General features: G+C 68.5%; 15 protein-coding genes and 1 riboswitch. Of the genes, 12 read left to right on the top strand and 3 right to left on the bottom strand.

Annotated elements, in window-relative coordinates; all coding sequences use genetic code 11:
- The first annotated feature begins 10 nt into the window (after window positions 1-10).
- Window positions 11-6850, top strand: coding sequence for a polymorphic toxin-type HINT domain-containing protein (locus GA0115259_RS11670; protein ID WP_218104213.1), 6840 nt, complete (start codon window positions 11-13; stop codon window positions 6848-6850).
- 94 nt (window positions 6851-6944) lie between these two features.
- Here the strand turns inward: GA0115259_RS11670 and GA0115259_RS11675 are convergent, their stop codons facing one another.
- Window positions 6945-7397 (bottom strand): DUF5959 family protein, encoded by a 453-nt coding sequence (locus tag GA0115259_RS11675; protein ID WP_093594791.1) that lies wholly within the window; start codon window positions 7395-7397, stop codon window positions 6945-6947.
- A 120-nt stretch (window positions 7398-7517) separates the two neighbouring features.
- Here GA0115259_RS11675 and GA0115259_RS11680 point away from each other — a divergent pair, with 120 nt between their 5' ends.
- From GA0115259_RS11680 to GA0115259_RS11730, 11 genes are all read left to right on the top strand, one after another.
- Window positions 7518-7802: a hypothetical protein gene (locus GA0115259_RS11680; protein ID WP_176732513.1), complete on the top strand. Its 285-nt coding sequence runs from the start codon at window positions 7518-7520 to the stop codon at window positions 7800-7802.
- A gap of 164 nt (window positions 7803-7966) precedes the next feature.
- Window positions 7967-8623, top strand: a complete 657-nt coding sequence (locus tag GA0115259_RS11685; RefSeq protein ID WP_093594794.1) for a SurA N-terminal domain-containing protein — start codon at window positions 7967-7969, stop codon at window positions 8621-8623.
- A 90-nt stretch (window positions 8624-8713) separates the two neighbouring features.
- Window positions 8714-9772, top strand: a complete 1059-nt coding sequence (locus GA0115259_RS11690; RefSeq protein WP_093594842.1) for a nucleoside triphosphate pyrophosphohydrolase — start codon at window positions 8714-8716, stop codon at window positions 9770-9772.
- 44 nt (window positions 9773-9816) lie between these two features.
- Window positions 9817-11466: an SEL1-like repeat protein gene (locus tag GA0115259_RS11695; RefSeq protein ID WP_093594797.1), complete on the top strand. Its 1650-nt coding sequence runs from the start codon at window positions 9817-9819 to the stop codon at window positions 11464-11466.
- On the top strand, window positions 11463-12722 hold the full coding sequence (locus GA0115259_RS11700; RefSeq protein WP_093594800.1) for a cytochrome P450 family protein: 1260 nt from the start codon (window positions 11463-11465) through the stop codon (window positions 12720-12722). Before GA0115259_RS11695 ends, GA0115259_RS11700 begins: the two co-directional genes overlap by 4 nt.
- 182 nt (window positions 12723-12904) lie before the next feature.
- Window positions 12905-13774 carry a transglycosylase family protein gene (locus GA0115259_RS11705; protein ID WP_093594803.1) on the top strand — a complete coding sequence of 290 codons (870 nt, stop codon included), beginning with the start codon at window positions 12905-12907 and terminating at the stop codon, window positions 13772-13774.
- 458 nt (window positions 13775-14232) lie between these two features.
- A riboswitch (cyclic di-AMP (ydaO/yuaA leader) is annotated at window positions 14233-14405 on the top strand.
- 2 nt (window positions 14406-14407) lie between these two features.
- Window positions 14408-15187: a transglycosylase family protein gene (locus GA0115259_RS11710; protein ID WP_093594806.1), complete on the top strand. Its 780-nt coding sequence runs from the start codon at window positions 14408-14410 to the stop codon at window positions 15185-15187.
- 327 nt (window positions 15188-15514) lie between these two features.
- The gene (gene eno / locus GA0115259_RS11715; RefSeq protein WP_066946955.1) at window positions 15515-16804 is read left to right on the top strand and encodes a phosphopyruvate hydratase; all 1290 of its coding nucleotides are present in this window, start codon (window positions 15515-15517) and stop codon (window positions 16802-16804) included.
- Window positions 16805-16975: 171 nt separating this feature from the next.
- A complete protein-coding gene (locus tag GA0115259_RS11720; protein ID WP_093594809.1) occupies window positions 16976-17449 on the top strand; it encodes an FtsB family cell division protein in 474 nt (157 codons plus the stop codon).
- 85 nt (window positions 17450-17534) lie between these two features.
- Window positions 17535-18110 carry a DUF501 domain-containing protein gene (locus GA0115259_RS11725; RefSeq protein WP_093594812.1) on the top strand — a complete coding sequence of 192 codons (576 nt, stop codon included), beginning with the start codon at window positions 17535-17537 and terminating at the stop codon, window positions 18108-18110.
- Window positions 18107-19063, top strand: a complete 957-nt coding sequence (locus tag GA0115259_RS11730) for a Ppx/GppA phosphatase family protein (protein WP_093594815.1) — start codon at window positions 18107-18109, stop codon at window positions 19061-19063. Before GA0115259_RS11725 ends, GA0115259_RS11730 begins: the two co-directional genes overlap by 4 nt.
- Here the strand turns inward: GA0115259_RS11730 and GA0115259_RS11735 are convergent.
- Together GA0115259_RS11735 and GA0115259_RS11740 are read right to left on the bottom strand one after the other, a co-directional pair.
- Entirely contained in the window at window positions 19048-19317 is a 270-nt protein-coding gene (locus GA0115259_RS11735; protein ID WP_093594818.1) for a type II toxin-antitoxin system RelE family toxin, read from the bottom strand. The genes GA0115259_RS11730 and GA0115259_RS11735 overlap by 16 nt on opposite strands.
- Window positions 19314-19586: a type II toxin-antitoxin system Phd/YefM family antitoxin gene (locus tag GA0115259_RS11740; RefSeq protein ID WP_093594821.1), complete on the bottom strand. Its 273-nt coding sequence runs from the start codon at window positions 19584-19586 to the stop codon at window positions 19314-19316. Before GA0115259_RS11740 ends, GA0115259_RS11735 begins: the two co-directional genes overlap by 4 nt.
- Window positions 19587-19875 lie beyond the last annotated feature (289 nt).

Raw genomic sequence — 19875 nt, forward strand, 5'->3', positions numbered from 1 at the left:
CCGCTCCACCGTGCTCGACGCCCGTCCCGAGTCGTACTGGCGGCTCGGCGAGGACGAGGGTACGGCGGCGAACAGCGCCGTCGAGGTCAATCTCGGCAAGGACCGCGGCACCTACACCGATGTCACGCTCGGCGCGCAGGGCGGTATCACCGGCGATCCCGGTACGGCGGCCACCTTCAGCGGCACCAGCTCCCGTGTCGACCTGCCCTCCGGCACGCTCAAGAAGAGCCGTGACGCGGCGGTCGAGGTGTGGTTCAAGACCTTCGCGGCCGGCGTCGGCGGCCCGCTCGTCGGCTACCAGAACAAGGCCTGGGGCACCGCGCCGACCGCCGGCGGCCCGCTGCTCTACGTCGGTACGGACGGAAAGCTGCGCGGCCAGTTCGCCACCGGCACCGTGGAGCCGATCACCGACATCACCAAGAACGTCAACGACGGCAACTGGCATCACGCCGTGCTCTCCGTCTCCGGCTCCACCCAGAGCCTCTATCTGGACGGCAAGCTCTCCGGCACGCTGAGCGGCAAGCAGCTCGCGCAGAACGATCTGACGTACAACCAGATCGGCGCCGCCCGTACGGTCACTCCGGCCTCCTGGCCCGGCTGGGGTTCCACCGCCGCCAAGTCCTTCGTCGGCACGCTCGACGATGTGGCCGTCTACCACCATCCGCTGGGCTCGGCCGTGGTCGCGGGACACTTCCGCGAGGGCGGACGCACCGCCGATCTGCTGACCTCCACGACACTGCCCTCCGGCCGCACCGCCTCCGAGGTCCGGTACGACACCTCGCGCGACCGTGTCGAGGAGTACACCGACCGCAACGGCGGCACCTGGAAGATCGGCTCGCCCGCGGTCTTCGGCGACGACCGGGACCTGCGCCGCACCATCGAGGTCCATGACCCGATGGACGCGCCGTACTTCTACGAGTACGACGGACTGACCGGCCAGATGCTCCGCTACGGCGAGCCGATGGCGCTGGGCGCCCGTGAGCCCGCCATTCCGTCGCCCTCGGACTCGCCCGAACCGCCGGACGAGATCTGCACCCAGCCCGATCCGGGCGATCCCGCCTTCTGCACCAATCCGCCCGGTGACGGCGGCAGTGAGCCGGACTTCATCCGGCATCCGGTCGACGGTGTGGCCATCCGTACGTTCGGCTACAACGACAAGGGCTACCAGGACGAGATCACCAGCGAGAACGGTGACACCGTCACGCTGGGCTACGACGACCGCGGCAATGTGACCAGCCGCAGGACCTGCCGGACCAAGGACGACTGCCAGACGTCGTACACCACCTATCCGGTGCCGACGGGCGACTTCGACCTGCGGGCCGACCAGGCCTCGGAGACGCGCGACGGCCGCTCCTCGGGACCCACGGACAACCGCTACCGCACCCAGTACCAGTACAACGACAAGGGTTCGCTGCTTCTCCAGACCTCTCCCGACGGCGGCACGGTCCGGCACGCCTACACGAACGGTTCGGAGCCCGCGGTCGACGGCGGCAACACCGCCACCGGTCTGCCGCTGAGCACCACCGATCCGCTCGGCAAGATCACACGCTACCGCTACTACAAGAACGGCGACCTGGCGTGGCTGACCGAACCGTCCGGTATGGTCACCAAGTTCACCTATGACGCGCTGGGCCGCAAGCTCACCGAGACCAGCGTCTCGGACGCCCAGCCGACCGGTGTCACCACGACCTTCAGCTACGACAAGCTCTCCCGGCTGGTCTCGGTCACCGATCCGGCCGCGACCAACGCGGTCACCACGGCCAGGCATCAGCAGAAGACGCTCACGACATACGACGCCGACGGCAATGTGGTGCGCACCGAGGTCAGCGATCTGCTCGGCGGCGACGCCACGCGCGTGATGGCCTTCGAGCTGGACGACCGCGGCCGTCCCGAGAAGGTGACCGACGCCGAGGGCGGCGAGACCTCGTACACCTACGACGTCTTCGGCAACAAGACCTCGATGGTCGATGCCAACGGCAACCAGTTCGAGTACACCTACACCGCCCGCAACATGCCGGCCGAGACGCGGCTGCGCGACTGGGAGGACGACGGAGGCGACGACGACTACACGGTGCTGATGTCGTACGCGTACGACATGGGGGGCCGCGTCGCCCGTAACACCGACTCGATGGGCCGCACCGCGGTCTACGAGTACTTCGGCGACGACCTGGTCAAGTCCATCACGCTCAAGGACTTCCACAACCCGGACGGCACGAAGCGCGATGTCGTCATCGAGAAGAATACGTACGACGGCGCCGGCAACGTCCTCACCGAGACCTCCGGCAACGGCAAGCTCGTCACGCAGTACACCTACGACTCCGTGGGCCGTACCCAGTCGACCGTCACCGATCCGAGCGGAGTGGCCCGCCGTACCTCGGTGACCTACGACCTCGCCGGCAATGTGAAGACCACGACCTCCGGCGGTCTGCCGTCCAATGTGCCGTGGCCGGTGAGCGTCAATCCGGAGACCGTCAGCTACATCTACGACGACGCGGGCAACGCCACGCAGGAGACCATCGAGAACGGCACCAAGTCACGCACCACGAAGTACACCTACGACCAGCGCGGTCTGACCACGTCCCAGACCGACTCGGGCGGCCGGACCACCCAGTACACCTACGACGAGCTGGGACGTCCGGCGTCCACGATCGCGCCCGAGGTGATGACCGAGTCCGGCGGCAGCGCGCCGGCCGCCTCCCGGCCCACCGCCTTCACCGGCTACGACACCTTCGGCGCCGTGACCGACTCGATGGACGCGCTCGGCAACGTCAACCGCTCGACATACGACCGGCTGGGCCGGGTGGTCTCCGCCACCGCGCCGGGCTATATCGCGCCCGGTACGTCCACTCCCGTCACGCCGACCGTCACCAACGCCTATGACGCGCTGGGCAATGTGACCGAGTCGACCGACTCGCTGGGCCGGGTGACGCGCTACGAGTACGACCGGCAGAACCGTCTGATGGTCAGGGACGAGCCCACGGGCAACGGCGACGACCGCGCCAAGTGGTCGTACACCTACACCCGCACCGGCGAGGTGCTCTCGGTCACCGATCCGAACGGCGCCCGCGCCGAGAGCACGTACGACGACATGGACCGGCCGCTCACCACCACCCAGATCGAACGCAAGCCGGTACCGGGCGCGTTCACCACCCGCAACGAATACGACGACCTCGGCAATGTGGTGAAGCAGACCGCGCCGAGCGGTGCGGTCAGCCAGTTCGGCTATGACGCGCTCGGCCAGATCACCCGGGTGACCGACGCGGCCGGTGTGCTCACCCAGTTCGGCTACGACATCGCCGGCCGCGAGGTGCGCCGTACCGACGGCCTCGGACGCAGCTCGTCGAAGCTCTACGACGAGCTCGGCCAGCTCGTCCAGGACGCCGATCTGGACGCCACCAACAGCGAGCTGCGCAAGGTCGGTTACGGCTACGACCTGGCAGGCAATCTCACCACCGCGACCGACGCGCAGGGACGCCAGACGATCTACTCGTACGACGCGCTGGACCGGCTGACCAGCCAGAAGGAACCGGTCTCGGACACCAAGTCGATCACCACGTCCTTCGGCTACGACGCGCTCGGCAACCGCACGCGCTACACCGACGGCCGTGGCAACAAGACGGTCTACACGGTCAATACGCTCGGTCTGCCCGAGTCCGTCATCGAGCCGTCCACCGCTCGCGATCCGTCAGCGGCCGAGCGCACCTGGACGACGGCGTACGACGCGCTCGGTCAGCCGGTGAAGGTGACCGCGCCGGGCGGTGTCACACGCGAACGGGAGTACGACAAGGCAGGTCAGCTGATCCGCGAGAGCGGCGCGGGCGCCGAGGTCGCCACCGCCGAGAAGAGGTTCGGCTACGACGCGGCGGGCCGCCTCATCAAGGCGTCCTCGCCCAAGGGCGACAACGCGTACGAGTACAACGACCGCGGTCTGCTGCTGACGGCCGAGGGCCCGTCGGGCGAGGCCTCGTACCAGTACAACAACGACGGTCTGCTCACCGGGCGCACCGACGCCGCGGGAACGGCCTCCTTCACCTACGCGCGGCAGCAGCTCGCCACCGCCGACGATCCGCTCACCGGAGTGCGGCAGACCTACGACTACGACAGCTCCGGTGCCGTCGAGCGGGTCGACTACGGCTCCGGGCAGTCGCGCGCCTTCACCTACGACAAGCTCGGCCGTGTCGACACCGACACGGTGAAGAACAGCGGCGGTGCCCCGGTCGCCGCCACGGACTACGACTACGACACCAACGACCATCTCGTCAGCAAGACCACCACCGGAACGGCCAAGGCGGGCAAGAACACCTACGGCTACGACCAGGCCGGCCGGCTCACCTCCTGGACGGCGGACGGCGCGACCACGGAGTACGACTGGGACGACAGCGGCAACCGCGTCAAGAACGGCGCCAAGACCGCCACGTTCGACGAGCGCAACCGGCTGCTGTCCGACGGCGACTACACCTACGACTACTCCTCGCGCGGCACACTCACCTCCCGCACCAGCTCCGGGCTGGAGGAGGAGTTCACCTTCGACGCCTTCGACCGGCTGACGAAGGCCGGCGAGTCCGGGACCTCGTACACCTACGACGCGCTGGACCGGGTCGCCGACCGCAACGGTGTGGACTTCACGTACGCCGGACTCGCGCCCGATCCGGTCAAGGACAACTCGGCCACCTATGGACGCGGAGCCGCCGACGAACTCATGTCGGTCTCCGAGGGCGGTGCGGCGCAGCTCACCGTCTCCGACGAGCACGGTGATCTGGTCGGCGGGATGTCGCCCACCAACGGCGCGTCGTCGTCGCTGTCCTCGTCGACGGCGTACGACCCGTTCGGTCAGACGATCGCCGCCTCTTCCGAGGAGGTGGCGGGCAACGCGGGCTTCCAGGGCGACTGGACCGACCCGGAGACCGACCAGGTCAACATGGGCGCGCGCTGGTACGACCCGGGCACGGGCACCTTCGACTCCCGGGACGCGTACACCTATGCCTCGGGCGCGTCGATCCTCGCCAACCGGTATGCGTACGGCGCGGGTGCGCCGCTGGACTACACGGACCCGGACGGCAACTGGCCGAGCTGCGGCTGGTGTTCGAGGGTCGCGAACAAAGTCAAGAGCAAGCTCAAGACTACCAGGGTCGGCCGCGCGGCCCTCAAGTTCGCGGGCGCGGTATGGAACAGCGCCCCCGTGCGCAGTGCGCGTTCCGTGATCAGCCGGGCCATAGACCTGGGCGGTAAGGCCCTGTCGTGGGTCTACCGGAAGTCGGGCGCGAAGACGGCTGTCAACGCGCTGGTGAGTGTCACCAAATGGGCCGGCAACAAACTCAGTTCGGCGGCCGACTCGTCTTCCCAATGGGTCAGGGAGAAAGCGGCCGAGGCCCAACGGCAGTTCCGCGCGGCGAGAGCCGCCGTCACGCACAAGGCCAAGCAGGTGGCGGCGTTCGCGGCCAAGCACAATCCGATCCCGCATATCGTGGCGGCTGCCGCACCGATGATCGCCGTGACCGCGGCGATCGTGACGGCCAATCCGAATCTGCCGGCGATCCTGGTCTCGGCCGCGCGCAATGTCATCGTGGACGCCAGCAAGGCCGTCAATGATCTGCGCGCCCTGGCGGTCGCGGCGACCGGCGTCGTTGTCGAGAGCGTCTCAACCGCCGTCGAATTCGCGATCGACGCCGCTCCCGCGGTCTTGAAGACGGCCGCGAATTTCGTCGGCGAGGTCACGGGCTTCAACGACATCAGGGACTGTGTGACCAAGGGCGACGCGGAGGCCTGCGCCTGGGCCGTCGCCACGGTGGCGGGCCTGGCCCTGGGCGGCGCGGGCGCGGGCCTGGTCCGCGCGGCGAAGGCCGGCCGGATGGTCGCGAAGACCGCGAAGTACTCGGACGACATCGCGAAGGCGGCCGAAAAGCTCGACAAGGCCGAGAACGTCATCGACAAGATCGAGACGGCGGTCAGCTGCGCGGAGACGGCGGGCTCGGTCGCACAGGCCGCCGTCGCCCAGAGCTTTGTGCCCGGCACAGAGGTGGTGATGGCCGACGGCACCCGTAAACCGATCGAAAAGGTCGAAGTGGGTGACAAGGTGCTCGCCACCGACCCGACGACGGGCAAGACCTCGTCCCAGAAGGTCACCCAGACGATAGAGGGCAAGGGCCTCAAGCACCTCTTCAAGCTCACGGTCGACACGGACGGCGACAAGGGCGACGAAACCGCCACGATCACCGCCACCAACGGCCACCCCTTCTGGATCCCGGACCTCAAGAAGTGGCAGAAGGCCCAGGACCTCAAGCCGGGCCAATGGCTCCAGACGGGCACCGGCACCCGAGTCCAACTCGAAGCGGTCCAGTCCTGGACCCAGCAGGCGGCGGTCTACAACCTCACGGTGGACACGGCCCACACGTACTATGTCTCGGCGGGCACCACGCCGGTCCTGGTTCACAACTGTGGCGAGATCGACTACGGGTCGATTGATGCGGACGGCCGCCGGTCGGGAATCGTTGCGATCGTCACTCCCTCGATGCTGGGCAGCGGGACCAAGGCGACCCAAAGGATGGCGAAAGATCTGCCGGGCTTTGTGAGCGGAGCCAACGGCGACGCTCGCGGGCATCTTCTGCCGAAGGCCCTGGGGGGATCAGGGACCACGAGGGAGAATATCGTCAGAACGACTGAGGCCATTGATAACGGCGTCATGAATGAGTTCGAGAAGGAGATCGCTGGTTATGTCGGATCAGGGAAGGGGAATACCATCCTGTATTCGGCGACGCCGCACTATCGATCAGGCAGCAATGTTGCCCATGCAGTGACGATCGAGGCATTCGACGACACGGGATGGTATATGGGTCGGACATTCATGCAGTGAAAATGAATCGATGAATTCGGTGAGGGCGGGACCGGCGTGCCGGTTCTGCCCTCACGTTTCGTGTCTCGCGGTAGATTCTAATTCGAATGACTGCTTAGCTCTTCCACTCGTAAGATCCAGGCGAAGTCTTCACCACTTCCATAGGCCAAGTTTTCACTGCTTCGTTGAGGTGCTCGCGCTGCGCCTGGACCCATCCGGGATCCAAGGCAATCGGGATGATCGCTGTCGTGCCTGAGCCGGAGGTGTCCTCGATGAACACGATTGAGTCGTCGTCGTCGCTTCCAGCGCATTCGATCCTGATCGTGGGTCCGTTTCCCATGTCCAGCCATTCGGCGTTCTGGCCATTTTCGAGAGAATGCAAAGCCAAGGACCACGGCTTCAGGTCCGAGAGGAAGAAGTGGACGAGGAACCGACCGCTGATGAAGTCGCTGTCCACAATGATTTCCGCATCCATCAGGTCGTGCTCCGGGAGGATTCCGGGCCTGTGGCGGCCCAGAAGATGCAGTCGGACGCTGTTGTTGCCGTCAGACAGGTTGATCAGGTCCATGTTCGTCCTTCTCGTATGTCAGAGGCCCCGAGCGGACAACGCCGCCGGCCCGGACAACTCTTCGCGAGCCGACCCCACCGTATCTGTGGATGGGCCGGCGCGGCTGATCAAGGTTCCGTGATGAATCGAGAACAACTGGAACTCGAAAACTGGCGGACGGTCATGATGTCCGACCTCGAAAGTTCGGACATCGGGGGCGACCGGCTGCGGCATCTGGATCACGCGTACGGCCATGATCTGTCGCTCGACGTCTACTGGACGTCCCCCGACCGGATCGCCGAGCTGGTGACCGGGGCCGGCATGGCCGTGACCGCCCGGTTGGTGCGGGAGCCCGACGAGCAGGAGAGGTTCGGGCAGGGGCGCCAGGCGTATCTCCTGGCCCGCAGACCGCCCGCCACGGGGTGACCGCAGGGTGAGGTATGCGTGCGAGGACCATGTGAATCCGCGCACGTGCCTCAATCTCCACGTGAATCGTTGGTCGAACCAGTGGCCCAGGCCACGTCCACTGCCTACCATCGATCACTGCAAGGCCTTGTGCATCGCCGCACAATCACGCCGGGAGGCCCACTTTGCACCGCCGCCGTCGCACCGCGCTCTCCGTCTCCGTCGCGCTTCTCGCCGCGGCCCCTCTGCTCACCGCCTGCGGCAACGACGCCCATCCCGGAGCCGCGGCGGTCGTCGGAGGCCACCGGATCGAGGTGTCCACGATCCAGGCCCAGGTACGGGACGTCCGGGACGCCCAGGAGGCCGCGCCGGACGGCGCGCAGCTCGTCAAGAACACCGGGCAGCTCAGCCAGGCCAAGCTGAACAGTCTGATCTTCGACCGGATCCTCCAGCAGGCCGCCGACGAAGCCGGCGTGAAGATCAGCCGCAAGGAGATCCAGACCACCCGGCAGCAGGCCGCCGCGCAGTCGGGCGGCGAGCAGCAGTTCGCCGCGATGCTGCTCCAGCAGGGCGCACTCTCCGCCGGGCAGATCGACGCCGCGATCCGCCGTGAGGTCCTGCTGAACAAGCTGGCCCAGGCGCTCGGCGCCAACACCATGACGCCCGAGGGCCAGCAGGTGGTGCTCGCCGATCTGACCAAGACGTCGGAGAAGCTCGGTATCGACGTCAATCCGCGCTACGGAAGCTGGGACTACAAGCAGGTCCGGCTCGGCGAGTCCAAGCTGCCCTGGATCACCCAGGTCACCCGCCAGGCCCCGGAGCAGCAGCCGTCGGGCGCCTGACGACCGGGCCGCTCGGCCCGGCCGACCTGCCCGGCCGAGCGGTCGACGGCCGAGGTCCGGCCACTGGCGCGCCGGAGGTAGGTTCGAGTGGTGACAGACGAAGCTCCCGCCACCTCCGGCCGTATCGTCCTGCTGACCGTCAGCCACCGGGTCGCGCCCGGACTCCTGTCCTGGCCCGCCTGGCAGACGCTGCGCGCCGCCGACCGCGTGCTGTGCGCCGACGGCGGCCATCCGTTGCTGCCGTATCTGCGCGAGGCCGGTATCACCGTTGAGGCCGGTACACCCGCGCCCACCGCACAGGAACTGGTCGACGCCTGCGCCGGCGGCCGTACGGTCGTGGTCATCCCGTCCACCGGCGGTGAGGCCGCGGGCGACGACGCGGGCGACGGGACCGGTGACGGGACCGGCGATGGGACCGGCGATGGCGCCCTGACGGACGGCCTCGCCCGGCTCGCCGGCTCCGGCCGCGTCCAGATGCCCGACCTGGAGCTGCTCCCCGGCTCGTACGATCTGCCCGGCGCCCGTCTTCTCGATCTCGTCCATGTCATGGACCGGATCCGGCGCGAATGCCCGTGGTCGTCGGTCCAGACGCACAAGGGACTCGCCAAGTACGGCATCGAGGAGGCGTACGAACTCGTCGAGGCGATCGAGGACGGCGACGCCGACGAACTCCGCGAGGAGCTGGGCGACGTACTCCTCCAGGTCGTCTTCCACGCCCGTATCGCACAGGACGGGCTCAACGAGGAGAACGAGCCGTTCTCCATAGACGATGTCGCCGCCACGATCGTGGAGAAGCTGATCCACCGCCATCCCCATGTCTTCGGCGACGAGACCGCCGAGACCCCCGAGGACGTCAAGGCGCACTGGCTCCGCACCAAAGCGGTCGAGAAACAACGCGACTCGGTCACCGACGGCGTCCCTCTGGGCCAGCCCGGCCTGGCCCTCGCCTCCAAACTCGCGGGCCGCGTCCGTACGGCAGGTCTGGACGTCGAACTCCCGACGGGCGACGGCATTGGCTACGACCTGCTCGCCATGGCCGTACAAGCCGAAAAGGCCGGCGTAGACCCGGAAACAGCCCTCCGCGCGGCGGCCCGCACGTATAGGGACGCGATCCGCACAGCTGAAGCGGGCGCCGTCGCCACTGAGTAACGTGGCGACAGCGATTGGTGAGGATACGGGGGAACGGGGCGGGAATGGGCACGAGTTGGGACGGCGCACCGGAGGCGGAGCGGGAACGGCCCGGGTCGGTCGGCAACAGTGTGTCCGGTGGCGCGGTCGTCGGTAACGTCGTACAGACGGGCTCAATCGGGTCGTTCTACCTCGGCGACGGAGGCCATGCGGGCGGCTTGCCCACGCCCGACGACTGGCCGCGGCCGGACGAACTGCTTCCGTTCGATTTCGGCGTACGGATTTCCCGTACCTTCCGCGACGAGTCCGACCTCACGCCGTATGTGGAACGGGATCACGACGTGCGGCTCGGCAACCTGGTCCGGGACGGTGCCGAGTCGGGCGGGTTGGTGGTGGTGACGGGCGAGCGCCTGTCCGGCAAGACGAGGACTGCGTACGAGGCGCTGAGCGCCGGTCTGAGCCATCGAGGGAAGGTTTTCGCGCCCAGCCCGGGTACGGACCTCCGGACACTGCCCACGCTGCTGCGCGGCCGTTCCGACGGACCGTACGCCCTGTGGCTGGACGATCTGGAGGGCCACCTGGGCGGGCACGGGCTGACGCCCGGCCTGCTCACCCACCTCATCCAACAGCGTGTGCTCGTGGTCGCGACCATGCGCGACGAGGAGTACGAGAAGCACCGCTTCGGCTCCTCCGCGAGCTCCCGGGTGCTGGTGAGGGCGGAGACGGTCGAACTGTCCTCACGGTGGAGCGAGGACGAGCTGTCACGGCTCACCGACCGGTCGGCCGACGACCCCCGGCTGGCCGGTGCGCTGTACTGGCGTGGTGAGAGCGGCGTCACCGAGTATCTCGCAGTCGGCCCCGACCTCTGGGCGGAGTGGGACCGCGCCCGCCGCCCCAGCGTCCACCCGCGCGGCCATCTGCTGGTTCGGGCCGCGATCGATCTCGCACGTCATGGGATCGCCGTGCCGGTACCGCTGCTGCTGCTCCGCTCGGTCCTCGAGGAGTACGGCCCTGGCCTCGCCGATGCGGGCCGGGAATCGTTCGAGGACGCCTTCGCCTGGGCGACCGAGATCAGGCACGGAGTCACCGGACTGCTGGTACGGGGATGGGAGCCCGACACGTGGCAGGTCTACGGCTCGCTCCTCGTCGACGCCTCGCGGTCGCCGGACATGGCTCGTTTCCCGTATCGCGCATGGGCGCGAGTGGTGGACATCGCCGAGGAGGAGGATCTGCTCGACCACGGTACGGCGCTGGCGGCTGCCCGGGCCGCCCTCCTTCCTCAAGCGGAGAAGGGCGACATCGACGCCATGTTCCTTCTCGCCACCTACTGCGATGAGGCGGAAGACGTTGCGGAGGCCGCGCACTGGTACCGGGCGGCGGCGGATGCGGATGCGAGCAATGCCTTTGTGGCGGGGGAGTATCTTGCCCGGCACGTCGGTGACCTGGAGGCGATTCCATACCTTCGGACCGCCGCCGAGGCCGGAAACCGGCTGTCCGCCCGTGTGCTCGGCAGGCTGCTCCGTGACCAGGCCGAGTACTGGCTGCGCGTGGCGGCCGAGGAAGGTGACGAGGAGGCGGCATACGAGCTGAGCCGCCTTCCCAGCAGGCCGGGCAGGGCCGAAGTGATCAGCAGGCTCTACAGCGAGGCCGAGGCACTGGGTGATCAGCAGGCGGAGTCAACTCCTCAGGACGATGTGGATACCGTCGACGGATGACCGTGAAGCCCCCCGCCCCCGAGCTCTTCACCTGGGAGTTCGCCACCGACCCGTACCCCGCCTACGCCTGGCTCCGTGAGCACGCGCCCGTGCACCGGGCCCGGCTGCCCAGTGGTGTCGAGGCGTGGCTCGTGACGCGGTACGGGGACGCCAAGGCGGCGCTCGCCGATGCGCGGCTCTCCAAGAATCCCGTTCATCACGCGGAGGCGGCGCATGCCAAAGGGAAGACCGGGATTCCCGGGGAGCGCAACGCGGATCTCATGACGCATCTGCTCAATATCGATCCGCCCGACCACACGCGGCTGCGCCGGCTGGTGTCCAAGGCGTTCACGCCCCGGCGCATCGCGGAGTTCGGGCCTCGTGTCCAGCAGCTCACCGACCGGCTCATCGACGGTTTCGCGGCGAAGGGCGAGGCGGATCTGATCCATGACTTCGCCTTCCCGCTGCCCATCTACGCCATCTGCGATCTGCTCGGCGTACCGGCCGAGGACCAGGACGACTTCCGCGACTGGGCCGGCATGATGATCCGGCATTCCAAAGCCGGCCACGGCGGCGGGCCGCGCGGCGGTGTGGCGCGGTCGGTCAAGAAGATCCGGGGATATCTGGCCGAACTCATCCACCGTAAAAGGGAGAACCCGGGCGACGATCTGATCTCCGGCCTCGTCCGGGCCAGTGACGACGGCGAGCATCTCACCGAGAACGAGGCCGCGGCGATGGCCTTCATCATCCTCTTCGCCGGCTTCGAGACCACCGTGAACCTCATCGGCAACGGCGTCCATACGCTGATGCGCCATCCGGAACAGCGCGCCCGGCTTCAGCGTTCGCTCGACGCGGGCGAGACGGAACTGCTGGCGACGGGCGTCGAGGAACTGCTGCGCCACGACGGTCCCGTGGAACTGGCGACCTGGCGGTATGCCACCGAGCCGGTGATGCTCGGCGGGCAGCGGATCGCGGTGGGCGATCCCGTACTCGTCGTACTCGCCGCGGCCGACCGCGACCCGGAACGGTTCGTCTCGCCCGACACGCTCGATCTCGCACGGCGTGACAATCAGCACCTCGGCTACGGGCACGGCATCCACTACTGCCTCGGCGCGCCGCTCGCCCGCCTTGAAGGGCAGACCGCTCTCGCGACGCTGCTGACCCGGCTGCCCGATGTGCGGCTTGCCGTGGATCCTGCCGATTTGCGCTGGCGCGGAGGGCTCATCATGCGTGGATTGCGCACACTTCCGGTGCAGTTCACGCCATTGTCCGGCTGATGAACCGCTGCCGGATTCGAGGCCGGATCAGGAAGCTGTAACTGACGGGCCGTCAGGAATGTGACTTTCACGTGATCTCCGCTGCATCGACTTGTGACAGACGTTCGAGTACCGCTACGTTCACCGACGACTCGGCAGCAACACGCCGTAGTCGAAACGACAGTCACACGGAAGGCAAGCGCATGCGCTCCGCGAACGGCCGACACCGCAGACCACGCCAGGCCCCCGCTCTGATCGTCGCCGCGGGGGTGACCGGATCGGCGATCGCCATCCCGCTGTTCGCCGCCTCGGGCGCCAGTGCGGCGGACGCCTCCACCTGGGACCGTGTCTCCGAATGCGAGAGCGGCGGTATGTGGAGCGCGGACCTCGGCAACGGCTACTACGGCGGCCTCCAGCTCAGCCAGGAGACCTGGGACGCCTTCGGCGGCGGCGCGTACGCGGCCCGGCCCGACCTCGCCAGCCGTTCCCAGCAGATCACCGTGGCGGAGAAGATCCTCGAAGCGCAGGGCTCGAAGGTCTGGTCGAGCTGTGCGTCGGTCTCCGGGCTCACGGGCACCCTGCTGCCCGGTGTCGGTCTCGGAAGCGGCTCCGGCTCCACGGGGGCCTCGCAGGGCGATCAGGGCGCCGATCCGACGGGCAGTCCCTCCGGCGCTCCGGACGCCGAGTCCTCCGCTCCCGCTGACGGAACGGGCGTGCGGCCCGGCGAGCCGGTCCCTTCCGGTTCGGCCGGCACGCCCACGTCCGGAGCCTCCGCTTCCGCGGACGGCGCCGAGGGCACCGACGGTCTCGGCCTCGGTGGCACTGCCACTGGCGGTACGGAGTCGGCCAAGGGCAAGCATCGCGGTGAGGCCGCCCAGGAGGATGCCGTAACGGGCAATTCGGATGAAGGACTTGAATACGGTCGCCATGCCTCACGAGGTGACGGCCTGTCGCGCAGTACGGACGGCCTGCCGGATCGTACGGAATCGCCCGCTCCGGTGGAGGCCGAGCAGCCCGCCGAGCGCAACTGGCTGGTCGCCGACGGGCAGAAGGTGCTCGGCGGGTGGCTGTAAGGCCTACGGGCCGACAGCTGTGAGGTGAGCGAGGGCGGCCGGTACCGGCCGCCTTCGGTGCGTTCTCGGTGTGTTCTTGCTGGCTACCGCCCAGATCCCGCCCGTGGTGCCGCCCGTGGTGCCGGCCTTGATGCGGCCTTGGTCCAATCCTTGGTCCAGCGGCTGATCCCGCCGTGAAGTGGCGCGGATTCGGAGGGTAGTTCGCGGTTCTATGTCCGCTTCTGTGCAAGTGAGACAAGGGTCTCTTTGCTGCAACTAGGGACTTTTGCCCTGCACGTTGCCCTGCTTTCCGCTCTCACCAGCGGAAATGCGTAAACCTGGGCGGTAGGTAAGGGCGTTATTTCCCTGATGTTCTCCTTTGAAGAACCGACGGGCCTGTGATTACGGTCTGAACCGCTCGCACCGCGGGCCTCGTCGACCGTCACGCCGAATCCTGCCGTCGGTCGGGGGAGCAGTCGTCGCGTCATGCGCCGAAGGCAGGAGCGGGGGACCCACGGTTTGTGCCGGCCCCGGCCGTCGAGAGACGGCCGACGACCGGCTCGGGGTGAAGCCGGATGCGCGAGCGTCCGGCCGGGCAACTCACTTGGCCCGAACCCGACAGCTCACCTCGTAGGCGTCGGTGAGGAGAGTTCCATGCCGCGTTCCAGCAAAGGTTCCAGCAAGGGCAGGCACCGCCGTCCCTCCCGCTCCGTGACCGCCCGCTATGCCACGCTCGCCGGAATCACCGGTGCCGCCGTCGCGGTCCCGCTGATCGGCGCCACCTCCGCCTCCGCCGCGACCGCCTCCGAGTGGGACCGGGTCGCCCAGTGCGAGTCCGGCGGCAACTGGTCCATCAACACCGGCAACGGGTACTACGGCGGACTCCAGTTCAGCAGCTCCACCTGGGCCGCGTACGGAGGCACCGCCTACGCGGCCAGGGCCGACCTCGCCTCGAAGTCCCAGCAGATAACGGTCGCCGAGAAGGTCCTGGCCGGCCAGGGCAAGGGCGCCTGGCCCACCTGTGGCGTCAACCTCTCCAACGCTGCGTACGACGGTGGCTCGGCCGGCACAGGCTCCGGCTCGGGCTCCGGTTCGAACTCCGGCGGCTCTGATTCCGGTTCCGGTACGCAGGACCGGGCCGCCCAGCAGCAGGCGCAGCCCCAGCAGCAGACCCGGCCCGCCCAGCCCAAGCGGCAGCAGGCGCAGCCCGCCTCGCGCGGCGAGAGCCGCGCCGCCACGGATGCCGCCACCGGTACTGCCACCACGGTCAAGAAGGGCGACGGCGAGTACAAGGTCAAGTCCGGTGACAGCCTCTCCAAGATCGCCGCCGCGCACCAGGTCAAGGGCGGCTGGAAGAAGCTGTTCGAGCTGAACAAGGACATCGTCCGCGACGCCGATCTGATCTACCCGGGCCAGCAGCTCCATCTGACCTGACCCGACCCGACCCGAGCTGACCTGACTCGCCCGGCCCGGCGCGTGATCCCCGTACGCGCCGGGCCGCGGTCTGCGCCCGTCCCGGCGTACGTGCCTGTCCCGGCGTACGTGAGGGATACGCGGGGAGTACTCAGGACGGACGCGGAGGGTACTCGGAGCGGTGCTCAGCACGGTACTCAAGACGGTGCTCATCGGCGCGCCGAGGCGCTCGGGTGCTTGATCCGTCCCAGCGGGCGGGCACCGGCCGGCCGACGCCTCCGGGCCGGTTAGGCTCATGCCGCAAGGCCAATGAGACCCTGCACTCCAAGCGTCACATCCCAGAAGGAGATGCTCGTGCCGTCCATCGACGTCGTCGTAGCCCGGGAAATCCTGGACTCCCGAGGCAACCCCACGGTCGAGGTCGAGGTCGGCCTCGACGACGGCAGCACAGGCCGTGCTGCCGTCCCGTCCGGTGCCTCCACCGGTGCGTTCGAGGCCGTGGAGCTCCGTGACGGAGACGCCAACCGCTATCTGGGCAAGGGCGTCGAGAAGGCCGTACTGGCCGTCATCGAGCAGCTCGGCCCGGAGCTCGTCGGCTACGACGCCACCGAGCAGCGCCTGATCGACCAGGCCATGATCGACCTGGACGCCACCGAGAACAAGGGCTCGCTGGGCGCCAACGCCATCCTCGGTGTCTCCCTCGCCGTCGCGCACGCCGCCTCCGAGGCCTCGGACCTCCCGCTCTTCCGCTACCTGGGCGGCCCGAACGCGCATCTGCTGCCCGTTCCGATGATGAACATCCTGAACGGCGGCTCGCATGCCGACTCCAACGTGGACATCCAGGAGTTCATGATCGCTCCGATCGGCGCGGAGTCCTTCTCCGAGGCGCTGCGCTGGGGCGCCGAGGTCTACCACACCCTCAAGAAGGTCCTGAAGCAGAAGGGCCTCTCCACCGGCCTCGGCGACGAGGGCGGCTTCGCGCCCAACCTGGAGTCCAACCGCGCCGCGCTCGACCTGATCCTCGAAGCCATCAAGGAAGCCGGCTATGTGCCGGGCCGTGACATCGCGCTCGCGCTGGACGTCGCCGCCTCCGAGTTCTACAAGGACGGCTCGTACGAGTTCGAGGGCAAGTCCCGCTCGGCCGCCGAGATGACCGAGTACTACGAGGAGCTGGTCGCCGCGTACCCGCTCGTCTCCATCGAGGACCCGCTCTTCGAGGACGACTGGGCCGGCTGGAAGGTCATCACCGACAAGCTCGGCTCCAAGGTGCAGATCGTCGGCGACGACCTGTTCGTCACCAACCCGGAGCGGCTGGCCCGTGGCATCGAGGAGGGCTCCGCCAATGCCCTGCTGGTCAAGGTCAACCAGATCGGTTCGCTGACCGAGACGCTGGACGCCGTCGAGCTGGCCCAGCGCAACGGCTTCAAGTGCATGATGTCCCACCGCTCCGGCGAGACCGAGGACGTCACCATCGCGGACCTCGCCGTCGCGGTGAACTGCGGTCAGATCAAGACCGGCGCTCCGGCCCGCTCGGACCGTGTCGCCAAGTACAACCAGTTGCTGCGTATCGAGGAGATCCTCGACGACGCGGCGGTGTACGCGGGCCGCAGCGCGTTCCCGCGGTTCCGTTCCGCCTGAGCGACTCGGCAGGCGTGGTGGGCGCAGCGCGCGGCAGGCGCCCGCAGGAGCGGCAGCGGCGGTTGCCGGGCGGTGCTGCCGTCCCGTCCGTACCGCCCGTCGTCCATACGTCCCCGGCCCCGGTCCCGTACCGTGTCCGGGGACGTACGCACGTGACAGGGGAGGCGAGCCATGGCCGGGAACCGGGACCGGTTCACCACCGCGACCAGGCTGCGGCTGCTCGGCGAGCAGACCGCCGCGCGCGTCTACCGCTCACAGAACCGCCGCCAGGACCGCCGCTCCCGTCTCACCGGCCGGGCGGCCTTTCTCGCCCTCGTGGTGTGCACACTGGTGGTGGCGCTCGCGTATCCGATGCGGCAGTACGTGTCGCAGCGGAACGAGATCGCCGAGCAGGAGCGGCAGGCCCGGGAGGCACGGCAGCGGGTCGAGGAGCTGCGCGACGAGAAGGCGCGGCTCCAGGACGACGCGTACATCCAGCGGCTGGCCCGTGAGCATCTCCACTATGTGATGCCGGGAGAGACCGGCTACACCATGATCGACCCGGAGGCGGTGCGTGAGCGCCGTGAGGAGCGGGACGCGACGGACCGTCCCTGGTACTCGAATGTCCTGGACGGCGTCGACAACGCGGACCGCCCGGACCGGTAGGGCCCGGCCTCCCTCCGTACGTATCAGGCACGCATCACCAGTCGCATCAGGCACGCAGAACCAGAACCGTAGAACCAAGGCAGGCATGGACATCCCTCCTCCGCAGACCGAACGCACCGAGCCCACCGAGGCGGACGTGGCCGCGTTCCAGGAACAGCTCGGCCGTCCTCCGCGCGGACTGCGCGCCATCGCGCACCGCTGCCCCTGCGGACAGCCGGACGTCGTGGAGACCGCGCCGCGGCTCCCGGACGGCACGCCCTTCCCGACGACGTACTACCTGACCTGTCCGCGTGCGGCCTCGGCCATCGGCACGCTGGAGGCGAACGGTGTCATGAAGGAGATGACCGAGCGCCTCGCGGCCGATCCGGAGCTGGCCGCCGCGTACCGCGAGGCGCACGAGGACTATCTCGCGCGCCGTGACGCCATCGAGGTGCTGGAGGGCTTTCCCAGCGCGGGCGGTATGCCGGACCGGGTGAAGTGTCTGCACGTCCTGGTCGGCCACTCGCTGGCGGCGGGCCCCGGCGTGAATCCGCTGGGCGACGAGGCGCTGGCGATGCTCCCGGAGTGGTGGGCGAAGGGCCCGTGCGTGAGCCCGTGCGCGCCGGCGGACAGGCCCGCCGACAAGAACGCCAAGAACGACGGGGACGAGGAGCGCGTATGAGCCGGGTCGCCGCGATCGACTGCGGTACGAACTCCATCCGCCTGCTGGTCGCCGACGTTCACCCGGATACGGGCGAAGTGGTCGATCTGGACCGGCGGATGAGGATCGTCCGGCTCGGCCAGGGCGTGGACAGGACCGGCCGGCTGGCTCCCGAGGCGCTGGAGCGGACCTTCGAGGCGTGCCGTGAGTACGCCGCCGTCATCAAGGAGCACGGCGCCGAGCGCGTCCTTTTCGTGGCCACCTCCGCCTCGCGCGACGCCGAGAACCGCGACGAGTTCGTCCGCGGTGTGCTGGACATCCTGGGCGTGGAGCCCGAGGTGATCACCGGCGACCAGGAGGCGGAGTTCTCCTTCACCGGCGCCACCAAGGAGCTGCCGGGCCAGGACAGTTATCTGGTCGTGGACATCGGCGGCGGTTCGACGGAGTTCGTCGTCGGTGACGACCGGGTACGCGCCGCGCGCTCCGTGGACATCGGGTGTGTACGGCTGACCGAGCGCCATCTCGTACGGGACGGTGCCGTCAGCGATCCGCCCACAGCCGCCGAGATCGCCGCGATGCGCGCGGACATCGAGGCGGCCCTCGACCTCGCGGAGCTGACCGTCCCGCTGCGCGAGCCCCGCACCCTGGTCGGACTCGCGGGCTCCGTGACCACCGTGGCCGGTATCGCGCTGGGCCTGCCCGCGTACGACTCCACCGCGATCCACCACTCCCGTATCTCCCGCGCCCGAGTAGCGGAGATCACAAGGCGGCTGCTCGCCGCCACCCACGACGAACGCGCCGCGATCCCGGTCATGCACCCGGGCCGCGTCGATGTCATCGGCGCGGGCGCCCTCATCCTCCTCACCCTCATGGAACGCACCGCCGCCGCCGAGGTCGTCGTCAGCGAACACGACATCCTGGACGGCATCGCCTGGCAGGCCGCGGAGGACACGTCCGGTCAGAGGTCGCGGTAGACCTCGCGGCGGTCGCCGATTCTGACGACGAGGACGAGGAGTTCGCCGTCGTTGATCTGGTAGGCGACGCGGTAACTGCCGACACGGAGGCGGTAGAGGCCGGAGGGGCCGGTGAGCTTCTTGATGTCAGAGTCCTCGCGGTACGGGTCGTCGCCGAGGGCGGTCAGTGCGGTCAGAATGCGCATGGCGGCAGGTCGGTCGATGGCGCGCAACTGCCGCTGCGCGGCGGCGGTGAAGCGGAACGCGTATTTCACGCCGCGCCCTCGGCGTGCTCGGTGAACAGGTCCGCCAGCAGCTCGGCCATCGTGACGGTCGGGCCTCCCTCCGCCAGGACCGCCTCGGCCTCACGCGCGAGCAGCTCGTCGGCTGCCTCTTCCAGCGCCTCGAAGTCGGCGATCGGTACGAGGGCGGCCACCGGCTCCCCATTGCGAGTGATCAACGTGGGGGTGCCCTGCTCGGCGCGGTTGATGTGGTCCGCGAGGTGCGCGCGAGCTTCGCGGACGGTCACAGCGATATCGTTCATAACGTCAGTGTACGCGTGACTGTGTACACGCGCTCTGTGCCCGCGAAGTCCCCGTCGAGGACCCTCTGCGACCCCCGTTTCGGGGGTGGCTCGGGCGTGTGCCGCAGGGCCCGGAAGAAAGTTCGTGAAGTTCTTCACAAGGAATTCGAGCCTCTTGAGTGCCGCCGCGGTTCCATACGGCCGAGTGGGGCCATCGATGGGTCACCGCGTCCTTATACCGGGCGGTTCCGGACGCGTTACGGGCGCATGAACCGGATGGGTGGTTCCGGCGGTGGCGAGGGTGGAGGGC

This window comes from Streptomyces sp. MnatMP-M17, from assembly GCF_900091995.1.
In the GTDB taxonomy this organism is placed as follows: Bacteria; Actinomycetota; Actinomycetes; order Streptomycetales; family Streptomycetaceae; genus Streptomyces.